This is a genomic window from Staphylococcus parequorum, from assembly GCF_039237145.1.
Lineage (GTDB): Bacteria > Bacillota > Bacilli > Staphylococcales > Staphylococcaceae > Staphylococcus > Staphylococcus equorum_A.
Map to the genome: position 1 here is coordinate 1,169,740 of NZ_CP150682.1, position 19,884 is coordinate 1,189,623.

At 33.2% G+C, this 19,884-nt stretch carries 18 protein-coding genes; 11 read left to right on the forward strand and 7 right to left on the reverse strand.

Features of this window, described 5'->3' with window-relative positions; all coding sequences use genetic code 11:
* The first annotated feature begins 65 nt into the window (after nucleotides 1–65).
* Genes cdaA through glmM form a run of 3 tightly spaced genes read left to right on the forward strand, consistent with a single transcriptional unit; the run spans nucleotide 66 to nucleotide 3,191 of the window.
* Nucleotides 66–872 (forward strand): diadenylate cyclase CdaA, encoded by an 807-nt coding sequence (gene cdaA, locus AAA453_RS05495; RefSeq protein ID WP_002507018.1) that lies wholly within the window; start codon nucleotides 66–68, stop codon nucleotides 870–872.
* 1 nt (nucleotide 873) lies between these two features.
* Nucleotides 874–1,806: a CdaR family protein gene (locus AAA453_RS05500; RefSeq protein ID WP_427706772.1), complete on the forward strand. Its 933-nt coding sequence runs from the start codon at nucleotides 874–876 to the stop codon at nucleotides 1,804–1,806.
* 29 nt (nucleotides 1,807–1,835) lie between these two features.
* Complete coding sequence (gene glmM, locus AAA453_RS05505) at nucleotides 1,836–3,191, forward strand: phosphoglucosamine mutase (protein ID WP_427706774.1); 1,356 nt, start codon at nucleotides 1,836–1,838, stop codon at nucleotides 3,189–3,191.
* Nucleotides 3,192–3,290: 99 nt separating this feature from the next.
* Here glmM and AAA453_RS05510 read toward each other — a convergent pair whose 3' ends face one another.
* From AAA453_RS05510 to AAA453_RS05525, 4 genes are read right to left on the reverse strand one after another with little or no spacing between them, the layout of a single operon-like run.
* On the reverse strand, nucleotides 3,291–4,394 hold the full coding sequence (locus AAA453_RS05510; protein ID WP_427706776.1) for a mannitol-1-phosphate 5-dehydrogenase: 1,104 nt from the start codon (nucleotides 4,392–4,394) through the stop codon (nucleotides 3,291–3,293).
* On the reverse strand, nucleotides 4,394–4,828 hold the full coding sequence (locus AAA453_RS05515; RefSeq protein ID WP_046466182.1) for a PTS sugar transporter subunit IIA: 435 nt from the start codon (nucleotides 4,826–4,828) through the stop codon (nucleotides 4,394–4,396). Before AAA453_RS05515 ends, AAA453_RS05510 begins: the two co-directional genes overlap by 1 nt.
* 5 nt (nucleotides 4,829–4,833) lie before the next feature.
* Nucleotides 4,834–6,864, reverse strand: a complete 2,031-nt coding sequence (locus AAA453_RS05520; RefSeq protein WP_427706778.1) for a BglG family transcription antiterminator — start codon at nucleotides 6,862–6,864, stop codon at nucleotides 4,834–4,836.
* Nucleotides 6,865–6,900: 36 nt separating this feature from the next.
* Complete coding sequence (locus AAA453_RS05525; RefSeq protein ID WP_427706780.1) at nucleotides 6,901–8,454, reverse strand: PTS mannitol transporter subunit IICB; 1,554 nt, start codon at nucleotides 8,452–8,454, stop codon at nucleotides 6,901–6,903.
* Nucleotides 8,455–9,119: 665 nt separating this feature from the next.
* Between AAA453_RS05525 and glmS the strand changes: the two genes are divergently transcribed.
* The 5 genes from glmS (at nucleotide 9,120) to AAA453_RS05550 (ending at nucleotide 14,556) form a co-directional block, all read left to right on the forward strand.
* A complete protein-coding gene (glmS, locus tag AAA453_RS05530) occupies nucleotides 9,120–10,925 on the forward strand; it encodes a glutamine--fructose-6-phosphate transaminase (isomerizing) (protein WP_427706782.1) in 1,806 nt (601 codons plus the stop codon).
* Nucleotides 10,926–11,225: 300 nt separating this feature from the next.
* Complete coding sequence (locus AAA453_RS05535; RefSeq protein ID WP_427706784.1) at nucleotides 11,226–12,176, forward strand: DNA/RNA non-specific endonuclease; 951 nt, start codon at nucleotides 11,226–11,228, stop codon at nucleotides 12,174–12,176.
* Nucleotides 12,177–12,433: 257 nt separating this feature from the next.
* Nucleotides 12,434–12,793, forward strand: a complete 360-nt coding sequence (locus tag AAA453_RS05540) for a DUF2200 domain-containing protein (RefSeq protein ID WP_427706786.1) — start codon at nucleotides 12,434–12,436, stop codon at nucleotides 12,791–12,793.
* Between the two features lie 58 nt (nucleotides 12,794–12,851).
* The gene (locus tag AAA453_RS05545; protein ID WP_285324263.1) at nucleotides 12,852–13,634 is read left to right on the forward strand and encodes an ABC transporter ATP-binding protein; all 783 of its coding nucleotides are present in this window, start codon (nucleotides 12,852–12,854) and stop codon (nucleotides 13,632–13,634) included.
* 67 nt (nucleotides 13,635–13,701) lie between these two features.
* Nucleotides 13,702–14,556 (forward strand): HAD family hydrolase, encoded by an 855-nt coding sequence (locus tag AAA453_RS05550; RefSeq protein WP_427706788.1) that lies wholly within the window; start codon nucleotides 13,702–13,704, stop codon nucleotides 14,554–14,556.
* A 212-nt stretch (nucleotides 14,557–14,768) separates the two neighbouring features.
* Here AAA453_RS05550 and AAA453_RS05555 read toward each other — a convergent pair whose 3' ends face one another.
* A complete protein-coding gene (locus AAA453_RS05555; RefSeq protein WP_427706790.1) occupies nucleotides 14,769–15,908 on the reverse strand; it encodes a hypothetical protein in 1,140 nt (379 codons plus the stop codon).
* A 131-nt stretch (nucleotides 15,909–16,039) separates the two neighbouring features.
* Between AAA453_RS05555 and AAA453_RS05560 the strand changes: the two genes are divergently transcribed.
* Nucleotides 16,040–16,771 carry a metallophosphoesterase family protein gene (locus AAA453_RS05560; protein WP_046466173.1) on the forward strand — a complete coding sequence of 244 codons (732 nt, stop codon included), beginning with the start codon at nucleotides 16,040–16,042 and terminating at the stop codon, nucleotides 16,769–16,771.
* Nucleotides 16,772–16,876: 105 nt separating this feature from the next.
* Here AAA453_RS05560 and czrB read toward each other — a convergent pair whose 3' ends face one another.
* Both czrB and AAA453_RS05570 read right to left on the reverse strand, forming a co-directional pair.
* Entirely contained in the window at nucleotides 16,877–17,848 is a 972-nt protein-coding gene (czrB, locus tag AAA453_RS05565; protein ID WP_427706792.1) for a CDF family zinc efflux transporter CzrB, read from the reverse strand.
* Nucleotides 17,849–17,869: 21 nt separating this feature from the next.
* Complete coding sequence (locus tag AAA453_RS05570) at nucleotides 17,870–18,166, reverse strand: ArsR/SmtB family transcription factor (protein ID WP_046466171.1); 297 nt, start codon at nucleotides 18,164–18,166, stop codon at nucleotides 17,870–17,872.
* A gap of 152 nt (nucleotides 18,167–18,318) precedes the next feature.
* Here AAA453_RS05570 and AAA453_RS05575 point away from each other — a divergent pair, with 152 nt between their 5' ends.
* Nucleotides 18,319–18,975 carry an SDR family oxidoreductase gene (locus AAA453_RS05575; protein WP_427706794.1) on the forward strand — a complete coding sequence of 219 codons (657 nt, stop codon included), beginning with the start codon at nucleotides 18,319–18,321 and terminating at the stop codon, nucleotides 18,973–18,975.
* Nucleotides 18,976–19,116: 141 nt separating this feature from the next.
* A complete protein-coding gene (locus tag AAA453_RS05580) occupies nucleotides 19,117–19,815 on the forward strand; it encodes a FadR/GntR family transcriptional regulator (RefSeq protein ID WP_046466169.1) in 699 nt (232 codons plus the stop codon).
* The last annotated feature ends 69 nt before the right edge of the window (nucleotides 19,816–19,884 follow it).

Consider the following 19,884-nt stretch of genomic DNA (forward strand, 5'->3'; position numbering starts at 1 on the left):
TATGACAGTTGGCTTTATGATTGGTATAATATATAACATGGGAACAGATAACCGGAGGAGATGTTATGGATTTATCCAACTTTTTTGATGACTGGAGTACAGTAAAAATAATTGCAAGTGTACTCGATTTGCTCATAGTATGGTATGTACTTTATCTTCTCATTACAGTTTTTAAAGGTACCAAAGCCATTCAACTATTAAAAGGAATTGTCGTAATAGTTATTGGTCAACAAGTGAGTAAAATGTTAAATTTAACAGCCACAGCCAAATTGTTTGATTTAGTTATTCAATGGGGTGTGTTAGCTTTAATCGTAATATTCCAACCAGAAATTAGACGCGCATTAGAACAACTTGGTCGTGGAAGTCTATTTAAACGCTATTCAACTAATTTAAATAGTGATGAAGGAAAACTTATATCTTCTGTATCCAAAGCAGTGCAGTATATGGCAAAACGACGTATTGGTGCATTGATTGTTTTTGAAAATGAAACAGGATTACAAGATTATATCGAAACTGGTATTGCCATGAACTCGGAAATATCACAAGAACTTTTAACAAACGTATTCGTGCCTAATACACCTTTACATGATGGCGCGATGATTATACAAGAAAATAAAATTGCAAGTGCTGCGAGTTATTTACCATTATCAGATAGTGCCAAGATTGCTAAAAGCCTAGGTACAAGACATAGAGCGGCAGTTGGTATTTCTGAAGTATCCGATGCTTTTACAGTTATTGTGTCTGAAGAAACAGGATCAATTTCTGTTACATTTGATGGTAAATTAAGAAAAGATATTTCTAACGAAGCTTTTGAAGAATTATTGGCTGAACATTGGTTTGGCACACACTTTAACAAGAAAGGTGTGAAATAATATGCTAGAAAGTAAGTGGGGATTAAGGTTAATCGCACTTGTATTAGCGTTAGTATTTTTCTTATCAGTTAATAATATGTTTGGTAATATTTTTAATGCTGATAACTTAGGACAGAAATCTTCAGAAACAATTGAAGATGTACCTGTTCAAGTGAAGTATGACAACACATCATTGTATGCGAGTGAAGTTCCAAATAAAGTAGATGTAGAAATATCTGGACCACAATCACAAGTACTGAAGGCTGAAAATGGTGAAAGTATCAAGGCCGTATTAGACTTGAGTGAAGAAAAAGCAGGTAAGCATACTACACAATTCCAAGTGAATGGGTTAAATAAAGATATTGATTATAATGTGAAACCGAAAGAAACAACAATAAATCTGGAAGAGAAAGTAAGTAAAACATTAAAAGTAGAACCAGATGTAAGTAATAATGATTTGGATCCGGAATATAAAGTAAGTGAACAGAGCGTGTCACCAGAAACTGTTAAAGTGACTGGCGGTAAAAATCAAATTGATAAAATTGCTTATTTAAAAGCAACATATAAAAACAAAAGTAAAATTTCTAAAGACACAACAGATGTTGCACAAATTACTGCATTTGATAGAAACTTAAATAAAATTGATGTGATGGTTCAACCAAATGAAGTCAATCTAAGTGTGAAAGTAGAAGACTATAGTAAAAAAGTGAAAGTAAAAACTAAAGCAGTAGGCTCATTATCAAATGGTCGTGAAGTAGATAATATCGAATTAGATAATGAGGAAGTTGAAATTTATGGTAATAAAGAAGATCTAGAAGATATTGATGAAATTACAGCCAATATTGATTTGGATAATGTGGCAGGTTCTACTGAAAAAGATATTACGTTTGAAGTGCCTGATAAGGTTACTAAAGTAAGTCCTAAAGATACAACTGCAACAATTACAGTCAAATAGATTTTTTTAAAATAAAGGAGATATATATAATGGCAAAATATTTTGGAACAGACGGCGTAAGGGGCGTAGCGAATAAAGAACTTACCCCTGAACTTGCATTTAAATTAGGACGCTACGGTGGTTACGTATTAGCACATAATGAAGGGGAAAAGCACCCTAAAGTACTCGTTGGTAGAGATACGCGTGTTTCTGGAGAAATGTTAGAATCTGCTTTAATTGCAGGACTTATTTCAATTGGTGCAGAGGTAATGCGTTTAGGTGTTATATCAACGCCAGGAGTTGCTTATTTAACTCGTGCAATGGAAGCTGATTTAGGTGTTATGATTTCTGCTTCTCATAATCCAGTTCCAGATAATGGTATCAAATTCTTCGGTTCAGATGGTTTTAAATTGTCAGACGATCAAGAACAAGAAATAGAAACACTTTTAGATCAAGAAAATCCCGACTTACCTCGACCAATTGGAGAAGATATCGTTCATTACTCTGACTATTTTGAAGGTAGTCAAAAATATATCAGTTATTTAAAATCAACAGTAGATGTAAATCTTGACGGTATGAAAATTGGCTTAGATGGAGCGAATGGCTCTACTTCATCATTAGCACCATTTTTATTCGGAGATTTAGAAGCAGATACTGTGACAGTTGGATGTAATCCAGATGGTTATAATATAAATAAAGAGGTTGGTTCAACACATCCTGAAACTTTAGCTAAGGAAGTTGTAGAATCTGAATGTGACTTTGGACTTGCTTTTGATGGTGATGGAGATAGACTTATCGCTATTGATGAAAATGGAGAAATCGTTGATGGTGATCAGATTATGTTTATTATCGGGCAAGCGATGTCTAAAAATCGTGAACTTAACAACAACATGATTGTTTCAACAGTGATGAGTAATTTAGGTTTTTATAAAGCTTTAGAAAATGAAGGTATTCAATCAAACAAAACTAAAGTTGGAGACCGCTATGTTGTTGAAGAAATGAGAAGAGGCAATTATAATTTAGGTGGCGAACAGTCTGGTCATATCGTGCTTATGGATTATAATACGACAGGTGACGGCTTATTAACAGGTGTACAATTGGCAAGTATTATTAAAATGACTGGTAAGAGTTTAAGTCAACTTGCAGGCCAAATGAAAAAATATCCTCAATCATTAGTCAATGTACGTGTTACAGATAAATATCGTGTAGAAGAAAATATTGATGTTCAAGAAGTAATGACAAGAGTTGAAGTAGAAATGAATGGCGAAGGCCGTATATTAGTAAGACCTTCAGGTACAGAACCACTTGTTCGTGTAATGGTTGAAGCTTCAACTGATGAAGATGCACAACGTTTCGCGCAAACAATTGCAGATGTTGTACAAGATAAAATGGGATTAGACGAATAAACAAATTCCAATTTTGATTAAAATAAAAAAGCTTGGAACAAGTGTTAAAACCCTTGTTCCAAGCTTTTTTTGTTACTATTTTACAGCAATTTCAAAATATTAAAGTACGTTGTATGCTTGAATAATTTCTGTAGTTAATTGATCATCGATTTTAGCATAATCTTTTAAGAATGATTCAACACCGTGTGCTTTAATATAATCATTTTTCTCTACTGTTTCTGGATCGTTTGTGTCATCATATTTTAACAACAATGCAGCTGCTTTAACTAAACCGTCATGGGCTAAATTATTTTGATATAAATAATTTAATGGTTTAATGATACGATCTTGAGGCCCTATTTTACGAATTGTGCCACGACCGACACGTGTAACTTCGTCCGATAAGTTAGGATTTTTAAAACGTCCAATAATTTTTTCAACGTACTGTGCTTGTTCATTTTCTGTGAAATCAAATTGACTTGTAATATACTGGCTTGTTTCTTTAAGAACTTTATCTAAATCATGTTTAATATGCTCATCGTTAATAGCATCTAATACTGTAGGTTGATTAAAGTATCGACCTGCGTAAGCTAAGTAAGCATGACCAGTATTTACAGTTAGCAGTTTTCTTTCAATATATGGTGTTAAGTTATCTACATATTTAATGTGATTTAATTCTGGACCGAACCATGCATCTTTTTCGATAACCCACTCATAAAATGGTTCAACTACGACATCTAAAATATTTTCATTCTTTTGCATTGGTACGATTCTATCAACTGCTGAATTAGCAAAATGGATATGGTCGTCTAAAGGACCAGTTATATCTAGAATCGCTTTTTTCAAAGTGTTCGTAGCCATAATAGCATTTTCGCAGGCCACAATATTTACAGGTGTTTCTTTTTCTTTTAAATAGGGCGCAAATGATTTAGCAATAATTGGTAAGATATTAACGCCAACAGCAGTTGTAATTAAGTCTGCTTCTAATACTGCTTCTTTCAAACTTTCGGAAAGGGAACCTGAATCAATTGCATCAACGTTATGCACGCGTGTTGTTGTATGAGCTTCATCAGCTAAAATGACATCATACTCTTGTTTTTCATCTAAAGCATTGATAATATCAGCGTTCACATCTGCAAATGTTACTTTAACGTCATTATCTGCTAAGATGTAACCGATAAAACCTCTACCTATGTTACCTGCACCAAAGTGTAATGCTTTCATTATGCATCAGCCTCCTCAAAGACTTGTTTAATTTCTTCTGCAGATGAAGCTTTAACAATACGCTCCACATTTTCTTCTTCACTAAACGTAATGGCAATTTTAGAAAGTAAGTCTAAATGTTCACCATCTTTACCTGCAATTCCGACCACGACTTTAACTTCTTCGCCATCCCAATCGACACCTTCAGGAATTTGAATTAATGTCAAACCTGATTTTAAGACACTTGCTTTAGCTTCGTCAGTACCATGTGGAATTGCTAAGCCATTACCCATGAAAGTCGTAACGACTTGTTCACGGTCTTTCATTGCTTGAATATAGGCTTCTGTCACGGCACCACTTGAAACTAAGGCTTGTCCCGCTTTTTCGATTGCTTCGTTTTGGTCTTTCATTGATTGGTTAATAAAAATGTTTTCGTTACTGAATAATTCGCTCATTTTCTTCACTCCAAGTTTAATAGATTTTGTAATTGTATAAGATAACTCTGCTTTAAAATATCTAACAATTGTTCTGGATGTTGCATAAATTCATCAATATTGTCTAAATGTTCAACCATTTTTCCTGATATGTCACTGACAAGTTGTGACATCGTATCATCATGCGGTACAAACATATTTAATAAATAATTTACTGATAGATCGTCATTTTGATTACTCTTTAGTGTGATAGGCTCATTTAAAATCGTAATTAAGATAAAAGGTTGTTGAATTATTTCATTCTTTAAATGAGGTATAGCTATCGGATATGGTTCCAAGACAAATCCTTGAGTATCCATATGATGCTTAATGAGTTCAGCGAATGACTGACCATCTGTAATAATTTGATGTGATAATAATGTTTCGGTTAAATAGGTGGTCCAATTAGAAACGCTTATATAGTCAATATATACTGAATCAATAAGTTCTAAACCTTTTCTGATATAAGATAGTTTAGCTTCAGGGTCTGGTATATTTTGATGTGTATAATCTAATGTGTCGCTTGGTTGTACGTCTTTTTGCATGTTTAGAAATGCAGCAACATGATTAATATCTGAATCAGGCAGTAGTGGATTTACAGTGATATAAGGTGTTGTAATGTCCAAATCTACCGTCGTGATAATCGCATCAAATTGTGTTGGATCTAATTCATTTAAATCTCCAACAGAAGCTTGTGTCGTTTTTTGAATCTCACTGAATGTTTGCTGTAATCGTGTAGCGAGCAGGCGACTTGTGCCAATACCACTACTACAAACAACTAAGACGCTATAAAATGGACTTCCTTGATTTTGAATAGCGCCACCAAAGTGCAACACAATAAATGCAATTTCACTATCTGGAAAATTAAAATCTGGCCAAATATGTGATAAACCTCGATGTACACTTTCAAAAAGTCTAGGGTATTTATGTTTAATCATTTCTGTTAATGGATTATATGTCTCAATGTTTGCGTTCAATCGATTAATTGCAGGGATAAGATGCAATTTCAAACCTTCACTCAGTGTATCCCAATCTTTAAAGTCTTGTTGTGAATATTTAGCAACAGAGTGAATAAGTTGATCTATACGAGCTTCGTCCTTATTATCTTTAAACACTTCTACGGATTCCTTACGTTTCGCACCGCGTAAATGGATTGTAATAAAGGTTACTTCTGCTTGATTAAACTGCACGCCATAAATGTGTTCTAAATGTAAGGCGAGTGCAGCAGCTACTTTATGTTCAAATGAATCTTTAACATTATTATAGATATCATTATTTAGCGCAACGTATTCACCATTGAGCATACGATCGATGCTTAATACGATATGCACAGTCAATGTGAGATAACTAGATTCAGTCAATGAATAGGGGAGTTGATCTAAATGATCCATAAGTATACGCTCTACTTGGAAAATCTTATCCATATCTACCATTGCCAGTTGAGATTGGTTAATGGATTGGTAGACAAAATGATTTTCAATCACTGAATAGACACTCGTACTATTTAAATTATTGACCATAAGTTGACTTAATAATTCACGTTTTTTTGATTCAGCACCATTTAAATGAATACCTTCACCGCGTTTTTTCTGTAATTTTAATTGATATTGGTCAAGCTCGATGTCTAATTCATCCAAAAGTTTGGTTAACGTCTGTGTAGATACACCAATTTCATGTGCTAAGCCATATTGCTTGATAGGTTCTTTAGCTTGAATCAAAGCATATAAAATAATAACTTTTTGTTCTTCTTGAGATAAATCAATTGTATTTTGTTGTGACAGTACATTTTTCAGTGAGGTCACTGCATGCTCATCTGCATCCAGTTGTATGCCTTTTTTAGTTACACGTTCTAAGTTAATATTAAAAGTATTTATAAATGACTCAATTGATTTTAACTCTCTATGAATAGTACGAGAGGATACAGCTAGATGTTGAGCTATGTCATAAATCGTGACATATTGACCGTGATACTTAATTAACATTTCGATAATTTCTTTTTCACGTGTACTCAAAAACATAGTCATACCCTCCAGTATTATTCTATATAGTTTTAATTAATTTTCGTCTTGTTTAAGATTTTCAAGTAATTCATCATATCTAGGTGAATTTAAGAAATTGTCTACTGAAATATGAATTGCATTAGGTGCTTGTTTAATTGCTCTATCAGTAAGTTTTTTCTGTGTAATAACAAGTTGTGCATCCTCAGGTAATTGATTGATTGCGGTATTTGAAACATCCACATCTTGGATACCTGCTTTTTTAAATTTATTACGTAACATACTTGCACCCATAGCACTTGAACCCATACCAGCATCACAAGCGAATATAGCATGGTTTACTTTACTATAATCATGCGCATGTACATTTTCTGTATCATAATTATCTAATAAGTCTTCTTCAGATTGTGCTTCACCGCTTTCAGTATCTGCAGATGTAGCTGCAGCACCAGAGCCAGTCGTTCCAACAGTATTATTATCTTTATTCCCTGTTAGTTTAGAAGATACACTTGATTTTTTACCTTTAGTAGATTCCATTTTTTCTGTCGCAGCTTCTAAATCTTCATCAGGTTCTTTTGTGAATTTCAAGATGATGGCAGCAACGATGAATGAAACTAAGGCTGCGAGTACTACACCGATAAGCATGTGTAAAAATTCGCCTTTAGGTGCGTTCAGAACATAGACAATAAAGGAGCCGGGTGAGGCTGGGCTCTTGAATCCAAAGTCAAATAGTGAATAAGTAGCAACGCCTGTCATACCACCTAAAATTACAGCTACGAATAGTAACGGACGCATTAATACGTAAGGGAAGTAAATTTCATGAATACCACCTAAGAAGTGGATAATACCAGCACCGTAAGATGTTGCTCTTGCAGTTCCAGTACCAAAAATCATATAAGCAACTAAAATACCTAAACCAGGTCCAGGGTTAGATTCAATTGTATATAAAATGGATTGACCAGCAGAAGCTGCCTGATCGGCACCAAGTGGCGTAAACACGCCGTGGTTGATTGCATTATTTAAGAATACGATTTTTGCAGGTTCTACTATAATACTCACTAATGGAAGTAAATGTGCATGTACTAATGTTTCAACTGCTAATGAAAGGATGTACATAATGAATTCCATAATTGGTGCTAAAAGTTTGAAACCTAGGATAGTCATTATAAAACCTAAAATACCAGCAGAGAAGTTATTGAATAACATTTCAAAGCCTTGTGGTGTTCTCGGTTGAATAAATTCGTCAGTTTTTTTCATTAACCAACCAACGAGAGGTCCCATAATCATTGCACCAAGTAACATTGGTGTATCCGGTAAAGCAACGATAACCCCCATTGTTGCTACAGCAGCAATAATACCGCCACGCATTTCATGAATTAAACGTCCACCACTATAAGCAATAAGTAATGGAATCAAGTATGAAATCATTGGTCCAGATAATTCACTTAAATCTTTATTTGGCCACCAACCACCATCAATGAAAATAGCAGCGATAAAACCCCATGCGATAAATGCGCCAATGTTTGGCATGATCATACTACTAAGAAACGACCCAAATGCTTGGACTTTGCGCCCAATACCTTTGTTTTCTTTAGTCTCTGTTTGTGACATAAATTGCACCTCTTTTTCTCTTTTTATTTATAAGTTCATTGTATGGCTGTTCACATTAATAAACAACTTAAAGTAATTTCAATTTTGTCATAGAGTTTTTGACAACTTTACGACAGTTATCTAATATGAAAAATAAAGTGAAATACGTAGTGTAACAACATATAAATAATTTTTTAAGTGGTTGTAAAAATAATGTTAATAAATGATTTGCAATCAGCATTGTTTACATTGTACAATAAGAATTATTGAGGGAAAGGAGGACAGTTAAATCGTTTAGTTCAATTATAGCGCCTGTGCAAGTGAAGTGATGAAATGTTAATTATTTAAGGTTTATAACAGAAATCTTAATAGACATGATATCAGTACTTGTAGACGAGGAGGATAGTTATCGAACCATCGGCGGATGCTATCCCGGATGTGGCTCATTCGTGAACTTATTAAGGAAAACATTAGGGCGACCTAGTGCACAAAGTTAATAAGATAGCCAAAAACAAAATAAAAATAATATTATAAGGTGTATGGGACTAATATGCCTATCTTAGACATGGATTCGCTTTTAAATAAACAAAGACACCAGTCCGTCTATGATGGCATATACGCAATTGAACAGGTTCGTACACGCTGAACGTTCGTTGCCCATCGCCATTACATTGGAGGAAAATTAAATGTGTGGAATTGTTGGATATATTGGGCATGATAATGCCAAAGAATTGTTATTAAAAGGTTTAGAAAAATTAGAATACAGAGGTTATGACTCTGCCGGTGTTGCAGTAGTGAATGACAAAGGTAATTCAGTATTTAAATCTAAAGGACGTATTGCTGAGCTTAGAAAAGTTGCAGATAGTGATGATACAGACGGTAATGTAGGTATCGGACATACACGTTGGGCGACACATGGTGTGCCGAATCATGAAAACTCACATCCGCATCAATCAACATCAGAACGCTTTACACTTGTACATAACGGTGTAATTGAAAATTATGAAGAACTTAAAAACGTATACTTAAAAGATGTTTCGTTTATCTCAGAAACAGATACAGAAGTGATTGTGCAATTAGTAGAATATTTCTCAAATACAGGACTTGCTACTGAAGCCGCATTTACAAAAGTAGTTTCTTTATTAGAAGGTTCTTATGCACTTGGCTTAATCGATAGTGAAGATAAAGATAAAATTTATGTAGCTAAAAACAAATCACCATTATTAATTGGCGTAGGCGATGACTTCAATGTGATTGCATCTGATGCAATGGCTATGTTACAAGTTACGAACCAATATAAAGAAATTCACGATCATGAAATTGTAATCGTTAAACGTGATGAAGTTATTATTAAAAATCAAGATGGCACTATTCAAGAAAGAGAAGCTTATACGGCACAAATTGATGCAGCTGATACTGAAAAAGGTGTTTATGACCACTACATGCTAAAAGAAATTCATGAACAACCAGCAGTAATGCGTCGTATTATTCAAGAATACCAAGATGAAGAAGGTAACTTGAAAATGGATGAAGACATCATCAAAGATGTTGCAGCAGCGGATCGTATTTATATTATTGCTGCAGGTACAAGTTATCATGCAGGTTTAGTAGGTAAAGAATTTATTGAAAAATGGGCTGGTGTTCCTACTGAAGTTCATGTTTCTTCAGAATTTGTGTATAACACGCCATTACTTTCTGAAAAACCATTATTTATTTATATTTCACAATCAGGTGAAACAGCAGACAGTCGTGCTGTATTAGTTGAAATGAACAGATTAGGTCACAAATCGTTAACAGTTACGAATGTTGCAGGATCAACGTTATCACGTGAATCTAACCATACATTACTATTACATGCAGGTCCGGAAATAGCTGTTGCTTCAACAAAAGCATACACAGCGCAAATTGCAGTACTTTCTATTTTTGCAAAAATCGTAGCCAGAGAACGTGGTAAAGAAGTAGATGTAAGTTTATTACGTGAATTAGCTAAAGTAACAACTGCAATCGAAGCGATTGTAGATGACGCAGATGTTATGGAACAAATTGCAACAGATTTCTTAAGAACTACGCGTAATGCATTCTTTATCGGTCGTACAGTAGACTATAATGTGAGTCTAGAAGGTGCTTTAAAACTTAAAGAAATTTCATATATCCAAGCAGAAGGATTTGCTGGTGGAGAACTAAAACATGGTACGATTGCGTTAATTGAAGAAGGCACACCTGTGATTGCATTAGCAACACAAGAAAAAGTTAATTTATCTATTCGCGGTAATGTGAAAGAAGTTGCAGCACGTGGTGCAAACCCATGTATTATTTCAATGGATGGTTTAAACAAAGACGGCGATACTTACGTTATTCCAAAAGTATATGAACTGTTAACACCATTAGTTTCTGTAGTAACAATGCAACTCATTTCTTATTACGCATCATTACACAGAGATTTAGACGTAGACAAACCACGTAACTTAGCAAAATCAGTTACAGTAGAATAAATAAAAATCAAATTATAAATCTTTGTTTATATAACAAAAGGCTGAATCTATTAGTGATTCAGCCTTTTTATTATGTAGTAAACTTAGTGAAATATATTGATTTTTTTCAAAAGAATTAGGCATAAAATAATTATAAACAATTGTAGCATAACTAAAACAAATGTAATGTTATTCCTGTATAATAGGAAATAAATAATATCATACAAAAATACATAAAAAGTTGTAAGTACTACAACGTTCGAGATTATAATTTTGAGGGTTTTGAATGATTAACAACTAACATAATAGGAGCGAACTAAAATGAAAAAAATAAAATATTTAGTCTTACTTTTAATGTCTGTTTTTATTGTTGGTTGTGCCAACGTAGAAAATACATCTTCTGCCGATAAAGAGACAGATGCTAAGGTAGTCACAGATTTAAAAAGTGAAAAAGAAGAAACAACTACTAAGGTAAAGAATGAAAACAAATCAGAAGAACCTCAAGTAGAAGGTGAAACGACAACTGAAGCTAGTGATGATACGTTTCCAGGCTACAAAAAAATTGAAGTCGATGGTGGTGATTTGTCTGGCAATCGTGACGCGAATGTCGTTGTAGATATCGGTTATGGCAATCGAAAATATTGGGCGTTCACTAACGAATACGGGCAATTGACACGAGTTATCGCAGATGAAATTAAAATACAAGATGATGAGACAGAGGATGTGTTATCCTCTGGTAGATATTATGCTGATGAGGCGAAGGTACCTGGTGTTGAAAGTGATGACTTAGACGAAGGACACATTATTGCTGACTCACTTGGTGGCGTGTCGAATGCTTATAATATTACTCCACAAGATAGTACGCTAAACCGACATGGTGATCAAGCTTATCTCGAAAAGACTATCCGAGAAGCGGGTGGAGCTACTAATTTTGAAGCTAATATTACTTATCCCGATACCGAAACACAAATCCCTTCTAGCTATCAATATACTTATACTATAAATGGAAACGAAGTAACAGATTCATTTGATAATGTGAACCCTGATGAATTAAATGAGTCACTTGGGTTAACTGGTAATAAGGAACCTGAGTCCGAGCCGGCAACTTCAACGGGGGATGAAGGAGCAGTTGCGGACGTTGATTCTGATGGTAATGGACAAGTGACAATAGCAGAGGCAGAAGCTGCAGGGTTCAGTATGCCAATAAATAGTGATCATTGGTTATATGCACATATGGACGATCGAGATAATGATGGGGTCGTAGGTGAATAGTATTTCATTGTTTTAGTGAAATATTAAATAAATGATATAAGTTTAATTCTATACTGATATTATAGTGACGATTAAAGAAAAGTTTGTTGCTGTATAGGCATTACTTTCATAAAAGGCTGGTTGCTTTTGCAAACCTGCCTTTTATTTTTGATTTTGAAAGGTATATAGTATTCATATTATTTTCAAATTATAAATTGTTCTATTATGCTAATATTATTATAAAAATTGTTAAGAGAAACTAAGAGAGGATTTTTAAAATGACGAAACCGAAAATATATACGATGGCTTTCGGCTCTGTATATCCGCATCTGATTAAAAAAGTTGAAAAGAAAGCAAGAACTAAAGCTGAAGCAGATGAAGTTATTCGTTGGATGACAGGATATACGCAAGCACAAATAGATAAACTTGTTGTTGACGGTACGGATTATGAAACATTTATTTTACAAGCACCAGAGTTAAATCCTAATAGAACTAAAATTACAGGTGTCATATGTGGTGATAGAATTGAAAATATGGAGCCGTCAGTTATGAAAGAAATTAGATATTTAGATAAAATGATTGATGAACTTGCTAAAGGCAAAACTATTGAAAAAATATTTAGAGTCTCTCAATCATAAAGTGATTTAAATAAGTGTTTTAAAAATCAGTTGAAGTAAATAGAATAGGGGTGATTTCATGCTTGTTGAGTTGAAAAACGTTGCAAGAAGAAAGCAAGGGAAAGAAATAATTGAAAATGTGAGTTGGCAAATAAACGAAGGTGAAAAATGGATGTTATATGGTTTAAATGGCGCAGGTAAAACAACATTACTAAACATCTTAAATGCTTATGAACCACATACATCAGGGACGCTATCATTGTTTGGTATGCAACCAGGGAACAAAGGTTATTCTGCAGATAATGTACGTGATCAAATCGGGTTTGTTTCAAGCAGTTTAATGAATCGATTTCAAGATGGTGAAATTGTATTAGATGTAGTCATCAGCGGTATTTTTAAATCAATAGGCGTTTATAAAGAAGTGAAACCGACTCATATTGAAATGGCTAAGCGATATTTAGAGCAAATGGGCATGCGTCAATTTGAAAATCAATATTATGGTTATTTATCAACGGGTGAAAGACAAAAAGTATTGATTGCTAGAGCATTAATGGGCGATCCTAAATTACTGATTTTAGACGAACCGGCTTCAGGATTAGACTTTATAGCACGCGAAGATTTGCTCAGTGCACTTGATAAATTATATAAACAAAATCCAAAACTTGCGGTGATTTATGTTACACATTTTGTTGAAGAAATCACACAAAATATTCAACGCGGTTTTTTATTAAAAGATGGTACATGTTATAAGCAAGGAGAACTACAGTCTGTATTGAACAGTGACACTTTAAGTGATTTTTTCAATAGAGATGTGAGTGTGGTGTATCAAAACCACCGCTACTCACTATTTTTAAAACGATAACGCGTTGCGGAAAAGGAAATATAATGCCATAATTTAATACGATAACATGTGATGGAGGATTATTTTAATGGATAATGTGAGAGCAATATTTTTAGATATGGATGGTACGATTTTACATAAAGATAACCGAGTAGATACGGAAACAACTGAAGTGATTCAACAATTACGAAACCTTGGTTATAAAGTGTTTTTAGCAACTGGTAGAGCACATGACGAAATTCATTATTTGGTGCCCGAAACTTTTGAAGTAGATGGCATTATAAGTTCGAATGGAACGTTAGGTGTAGTGGAAAAAGAGACTATTTTTAAACATGGTCTTTCATATAATACAGTAAGTGAAGTTATTAAACGTGCAAAACAAGAAGCTATATATTATGAAATCTTCCCATTTGGTAGTGACCGTGTCGTGCTTAAAGAAGACGAATCATGGGCGAAGGCATTATTTGAACCAGCAACACCACCAGGCAAAGTAGGAGAAAGTGAATGGACTTCTAGAAGAGAGTCTCTAAAAGGCAAAGTAGATTGGGAAGATGCTATTCCTGATACGTCATTTTCAAAAATTTATTTATTCTCACCTGATTATGAGAAAATTACTAATTTCCGTAACCAATTAATCGAGGATAAAACAGCATTACAAATCAGTGTATCAAATTCATCACGCTTTAATGCAGAGACTATGGCATTTAATACAGACAAAGGTACAGGCATTAAAGAAATGATCGAACACTTTGGTATTAATCAGGAAGAAACTTTAGTTATTGGTGATAGTGATAATGATAGAGCGATGTTTGAATTTGGACATTATACTGTTGCTATGAGAAATGCGAGACCTGAAATTCAGGCTTTAGCAAAAGATGTAACATCTTTAACAAATGAAGAAAATGGTGCGGCAGCATATTTAAAAGAACATTTCATAAAATAATTAATATAAAACAGATAGGTTTTCCTGAAAAAGGTTATCTATCAGTTTTTTAATATGTTCAAGAACTTTATAATACATGATATAGATAGAGCGCACATAATAGGGGTTTAAAACTCTGCGGATAAATAAGCGGTATGAATGTATCGAAATATAAAAATTGCCAATGTAGACATTTAAAATGCTACATTGGCAATTCGTGTTTGTGAAATATATTATTTATCTGTTTTGTTAATTTGATCTTTTAAATCTGAAGTTTTATCTTTTGTAGTATCTTGAATATTATTACTTTTATCGTTTAAGTTATCTTTTGCATTTTCTTGAATATTATTACTTTTATCACTTAGATTAGACTTCGTTTTTTCAGTAGTATTATTTACACTGTTTTCTATTTTTGAATCGTTGTTTGATTGTTTTTTAGAGTTCTTTTTATCTTTTTTAATTTCAGCTTTATCTATATCTTCACCATTGCGGTTATAATATTGAATAATCGCTAAAATATTCATATAGTAAACGGCTAATCTTACGATAATTACGATAATAGATACAATGTAAATTAAAATCATTGCGATAGTTTGGGAAATACCACCTGTTGAAATTGAAATTAATTGACTCACAGGGTTAGCAAGGATAATTACGATTAAGTTTAATAGTAATATACCAAGGTAGAATTTAAACCATGTTTTCTTACCATTTTTAACGCCCTTGAATCCACGTTTAACAGCTGCCCAAGCACCAACACTAGGATCTTTAACAAATGCTACAGTAAAGTTAATAATTACAATAGCAAAGAACCAGTAAATAAATGATTGAATAAAGACAGTGATTGTTGCTGCAATAATTTGGAATGTTAGTGAAAGACCAAGTGCATGATCAGAACTACTTAATGGACCTTGTAGTGCTTGGAATAATTGCATAATTCCTAAATTAAGCACTTGAGATATGAGTAAATTGAGCGCGAATAAAATTAGAATAAATAATAAAGTGAATAAAGCTAATTTTAAACTTTTAAGATATTTACCTTTTTTAAAGACAGAGAATAAATCTTTTAATTTAACCTTGTCTTTATTTAATGCTTTGTCTATAGTGTATATAGTTCCAGCTATTAAAGGGTAACCAATGAATACAAAAATCAACAGTGGAATCAGAATTGTTAGTATCAACATAAATATTGAACCACCAATTGGTTGTTGCATTGCCATCGACATTGCGAATTTATAAATTGCGGGTTGAACGGGTATAAACGATAAAATTGTTAAAGCAAATAATATGATAAAACTTACAATTGAAAACAGTATTGTTTTAGCATTTTGGGGTTTTACATTTTGCAAAGCTAGTTTATGATATTTAAACAAATTTTAAGCACTCCTTTTTAGTGATAACAATACGATATCAAAAAAATGAAGATTTTAAAATTAATAGGTAACAAATTGGCTATAAAATGTTAGAATATCCTAATGAGAAAAAGTTGAAAGGAGATATCATCATGAAATTTGCAATTATTACTGATGTACATGGAAATTTTGATGCATTAGAAACCGTTTTGGATGATATTGATAGAAGAGAAGGAATCAATAAAATATTTAATCTAGGCGATAATATCGGAGTTGGGCATGAAACAAATAAAGTGCTTGATGAAATTTTCGATAGAGATGATATGGAAGTCATTGCAGGTAATCATGATGAAGCGGTTATGTCGATCGTAAATGATACTCCTTATCCAGAAGACTTAAAGGATAAATTCTATGAGCATCATCAATGGATTGAAAGTCATTTAGATGAAGACTATTATGAGAAATTGGATGAATTACCACGCGTAATTGAGAAGACTTTTAATAATAAAAAAGTGTTGTTTATTCATTACGAAATCGCCAATGAGAAATTAAATACACCTATTGATGGGCAACCTTATAGTCCAATTGTTGAGCCGAGTGAAGAAAACGTTAAAGCATTATTTGAAGACAAGGATGCTGATTTAATTGTTTTTGGACATAATCATACAGTACATTTTTATGACGACAAATCTACTGTGTACTTTAACCCTGGTTCTGTAGGACTTAATAATGGCCCTTATGCAGTTTATGGTATTATAACGATTGATGAAAATGAATGCTCATGTGAACGTGTTAAAGTTCCATATGATAATGAAGAATTTATAAGAGGATTTAGTGAAAAGCAAGTACCAGCAAAAGATTTAATTTTTGATAAGTTCATTTAAATTATCAACGGTCTATTAAAAAATATAAGGTTTCATAAATAAAAAAGTGATTTTCCAATCGTATTTGGAAAATCACTTTTTTTAAATATTATTTAATATGAAAATTTAATGTGAGTGTGAATGATCAGTTGTTTGTTTTGAATAAATTGCAGAACATAAAATATTATTATCATGCAGATGATCAGTCGTTTCTAGTTGTATGGTCATATGTTGAATATTTAAGTGTTCTAATTTATGTTCTAATCTGTTTAAGAGCACTTCGCCTTCTTCAATAGTCATCGTATTTGGCACTACAGCATGACAACTTAAAGCATTCATTTCGTTTGAAATTGTCCAAATATGACAATCGTGGATATTTTTAATTTGTTCTTCTTTCGTAATCATAGAAAAGACTTGATTCAGATTAACATCACTTGGCGTACCTTCCATCAAGATATTGAGAGAAGACTTTGTGATGCCCCAGCTACTTCTAATAATCAGTACAGATACAATGATACTTGCAATAGGATCTGCGATTGTTAGGTTGAAACTCCATATAAGTACAGCAGCTATAATTGCACCAACTGACCCTAATAAATCTCCGAGTACATGGAGAAATGCGCCACGCATATTAATATTATGCGATGTGTCTCCGCCCTTAAACATTAAATAAGCGACTATAAGATTCACTATTAGTCCAGTAACACTAATTATAAACATTTCTGTGGATTGAACTTCTTGTGGATTAAAGAAACGACCAATAGCTTCAACAATAATAATAATTCCTATAACGAATAATGTGACTCCATTAAATAACGCAGCCAATATTTCAAATCTTTTATAACCAAATGTTTTATGACGATTAGCGTGTCTTTCAGCATAAATAAATGCAAGAAGCGCTACACCTAAAGAAATCGTATCACTAAACATGTGTAGACCATCGGAGAGTAATGCCAAACTATTAGAAACAAAGCCGCCAATAATCTCAACAATCATAAAGATTCCAATAATTAGAAAACTAATAAGTAATATTTTTTTGTTATTTGTGTGTACATGACCATGTGCATGATTGTGTCCATGGTGTTCAGATTCAGACATGTCAAACGCCACCTTTCCTTACTATTGATGTGTTGCGTGATGTATCGCTTGTTTTAATAGGGTAGTAACATGCGTATCATCTATGGCGTATATCATAGATTGACCATCACGATTTGCTTTCACTAAATGCGCTTGCTTCAGTACACGCAATTGATGAGAAACATTAGATTGGCTCATTTCTAATTTGTGAGCAATATGACCGACACTATTTTCGCCATGCGATAATAAGTGCATAATACGTAAACGATTGCCTTCACTTAATGCTTTGAAAATTTCAGTCACGTTATCAATTGTTTGAGAATCTAAGGATTCATTCATTATGTAACGCCTCCTTATATTAATATATGAACATTTATTCATATATTAATATAAGGAGGCGTTATTGTCAAAGTATAAATCGCTTTAGTTTTAAAATCCTACAGAAGTGGTAAACTTTTAAGTAGCAACTACCTTTAAGGAGGCAATAATTTATGAGTATATTAGTAATTGGAGCAAATGGTGGCGTTGGCCAACATCTAGTAAATCAATTAAAAGAACGTGGTGAAAGCTTTACAGCTGCTGTGAGAAAGCAAGAACAAGCAGACGCGTTAAAAGATAAAGGCATAGATGCAACTTTAATAGATGTAGAAACGGATGATATCAAAACATTGACTGAAAAGGTTAAAGGATTTGACAAAGTTGTCTTTTCTGTTGGATCCGGTGGTAACACAGGTGCAGATAAAACAATCAGTGTGGATTTAGATGGTGCAATTAAATCAATTAAAGCAAGTGAAGCCAACAACGTAAAACAATATGTGATGGTTTCAACTTATGATTCTAGAAGAGAGTCGTTCGAAGCAAGTGGAGGTTTAAAACCATATACAATTGCGAAGCACTATGCGGACGAATATCTTAAAAAAGCAGATGTAGGTTATACAATTGTGCATCCAGGCGGTTTATTAGATGATGCAGCTACGAATAAAATTGAAGTAGGTGCATTCTTTGAAGGTAGAGGATCAATTCCTCGTGAAGATGTAGCGTCAGTATTAACAGAAGTTTTGACTTCAGATGACTACTTAAATACTGAGTTCCAAATAGTTAGTGGCGATGAAGAAATTTCAAAAGCTTTATCAAATTTTAATAAATAATTATCAAAAATAGTACGGGTTTTAGAAGACCAATTTACATAAAAGTGTAAATTGGTTCTTTTTTTATTTGAAATATATAGCTTATAATATAAATATATAGCAAAAATTTGATACAATAATAGATATCGTTTGGAGGTAATTATGAAAATTTCAAACACGAAAATCTATGAACAAATCGCTGACATTATTTTAGAGAGTATAAAATCAGGGGAGTATCAAGTGGGTGATAAGCTACCTTCTATACAAAAACTTGGTCAACAGTATGGTGTAAGTGTTGCATCAGTGAGAGAGGCGTTAAATGCTTTAAGAACGATTGGCATTATAGAAATGAAACAAGGATATGGCACATTTATTAAGCAAATAGAACCTACCTTTTTTGAATTAGGTGATAAGTTCACGTCGTTAGATCAAATTACAGAACTTTTAGAGTTAAGAGAAATCGTAGAAAGCGCTACGGTAGAAAAAGCTGCCATACATCGCAATGAAGCAGATTTAGTAAGTTTAAAAAAAGCATTGGATGAAATGGGTGAAGCGGTAACGGATGGCACATCTGGTGAAAAAGCAGATTTACAATTTCATCTTTCGATTGCAAAGGCAGCAAAAAATTCATTGCTAGTTGAGCTACTAAATAACATTTCTGAATTAATGCAAGATTCAATGGAAGAAACAAGGAAGATATTTATTTATAGCAAACAAAAAACAATGAATAAATTACATGAAGAACATGTAATTATTTATAATGCAATCGTAGAACAAAATGCTACCAACGCAGTCAAAGCCATGGAATCTCACTTATTTGAAGTTAAAGAAACAATTTTAGCTAATTTTAAAGAGCAATAATATTTGATAAGTATCTGAGAGTGGGACAGAAATTTAATTTTTTAACCAGCTTTTGTTGTGTCAGTTTAG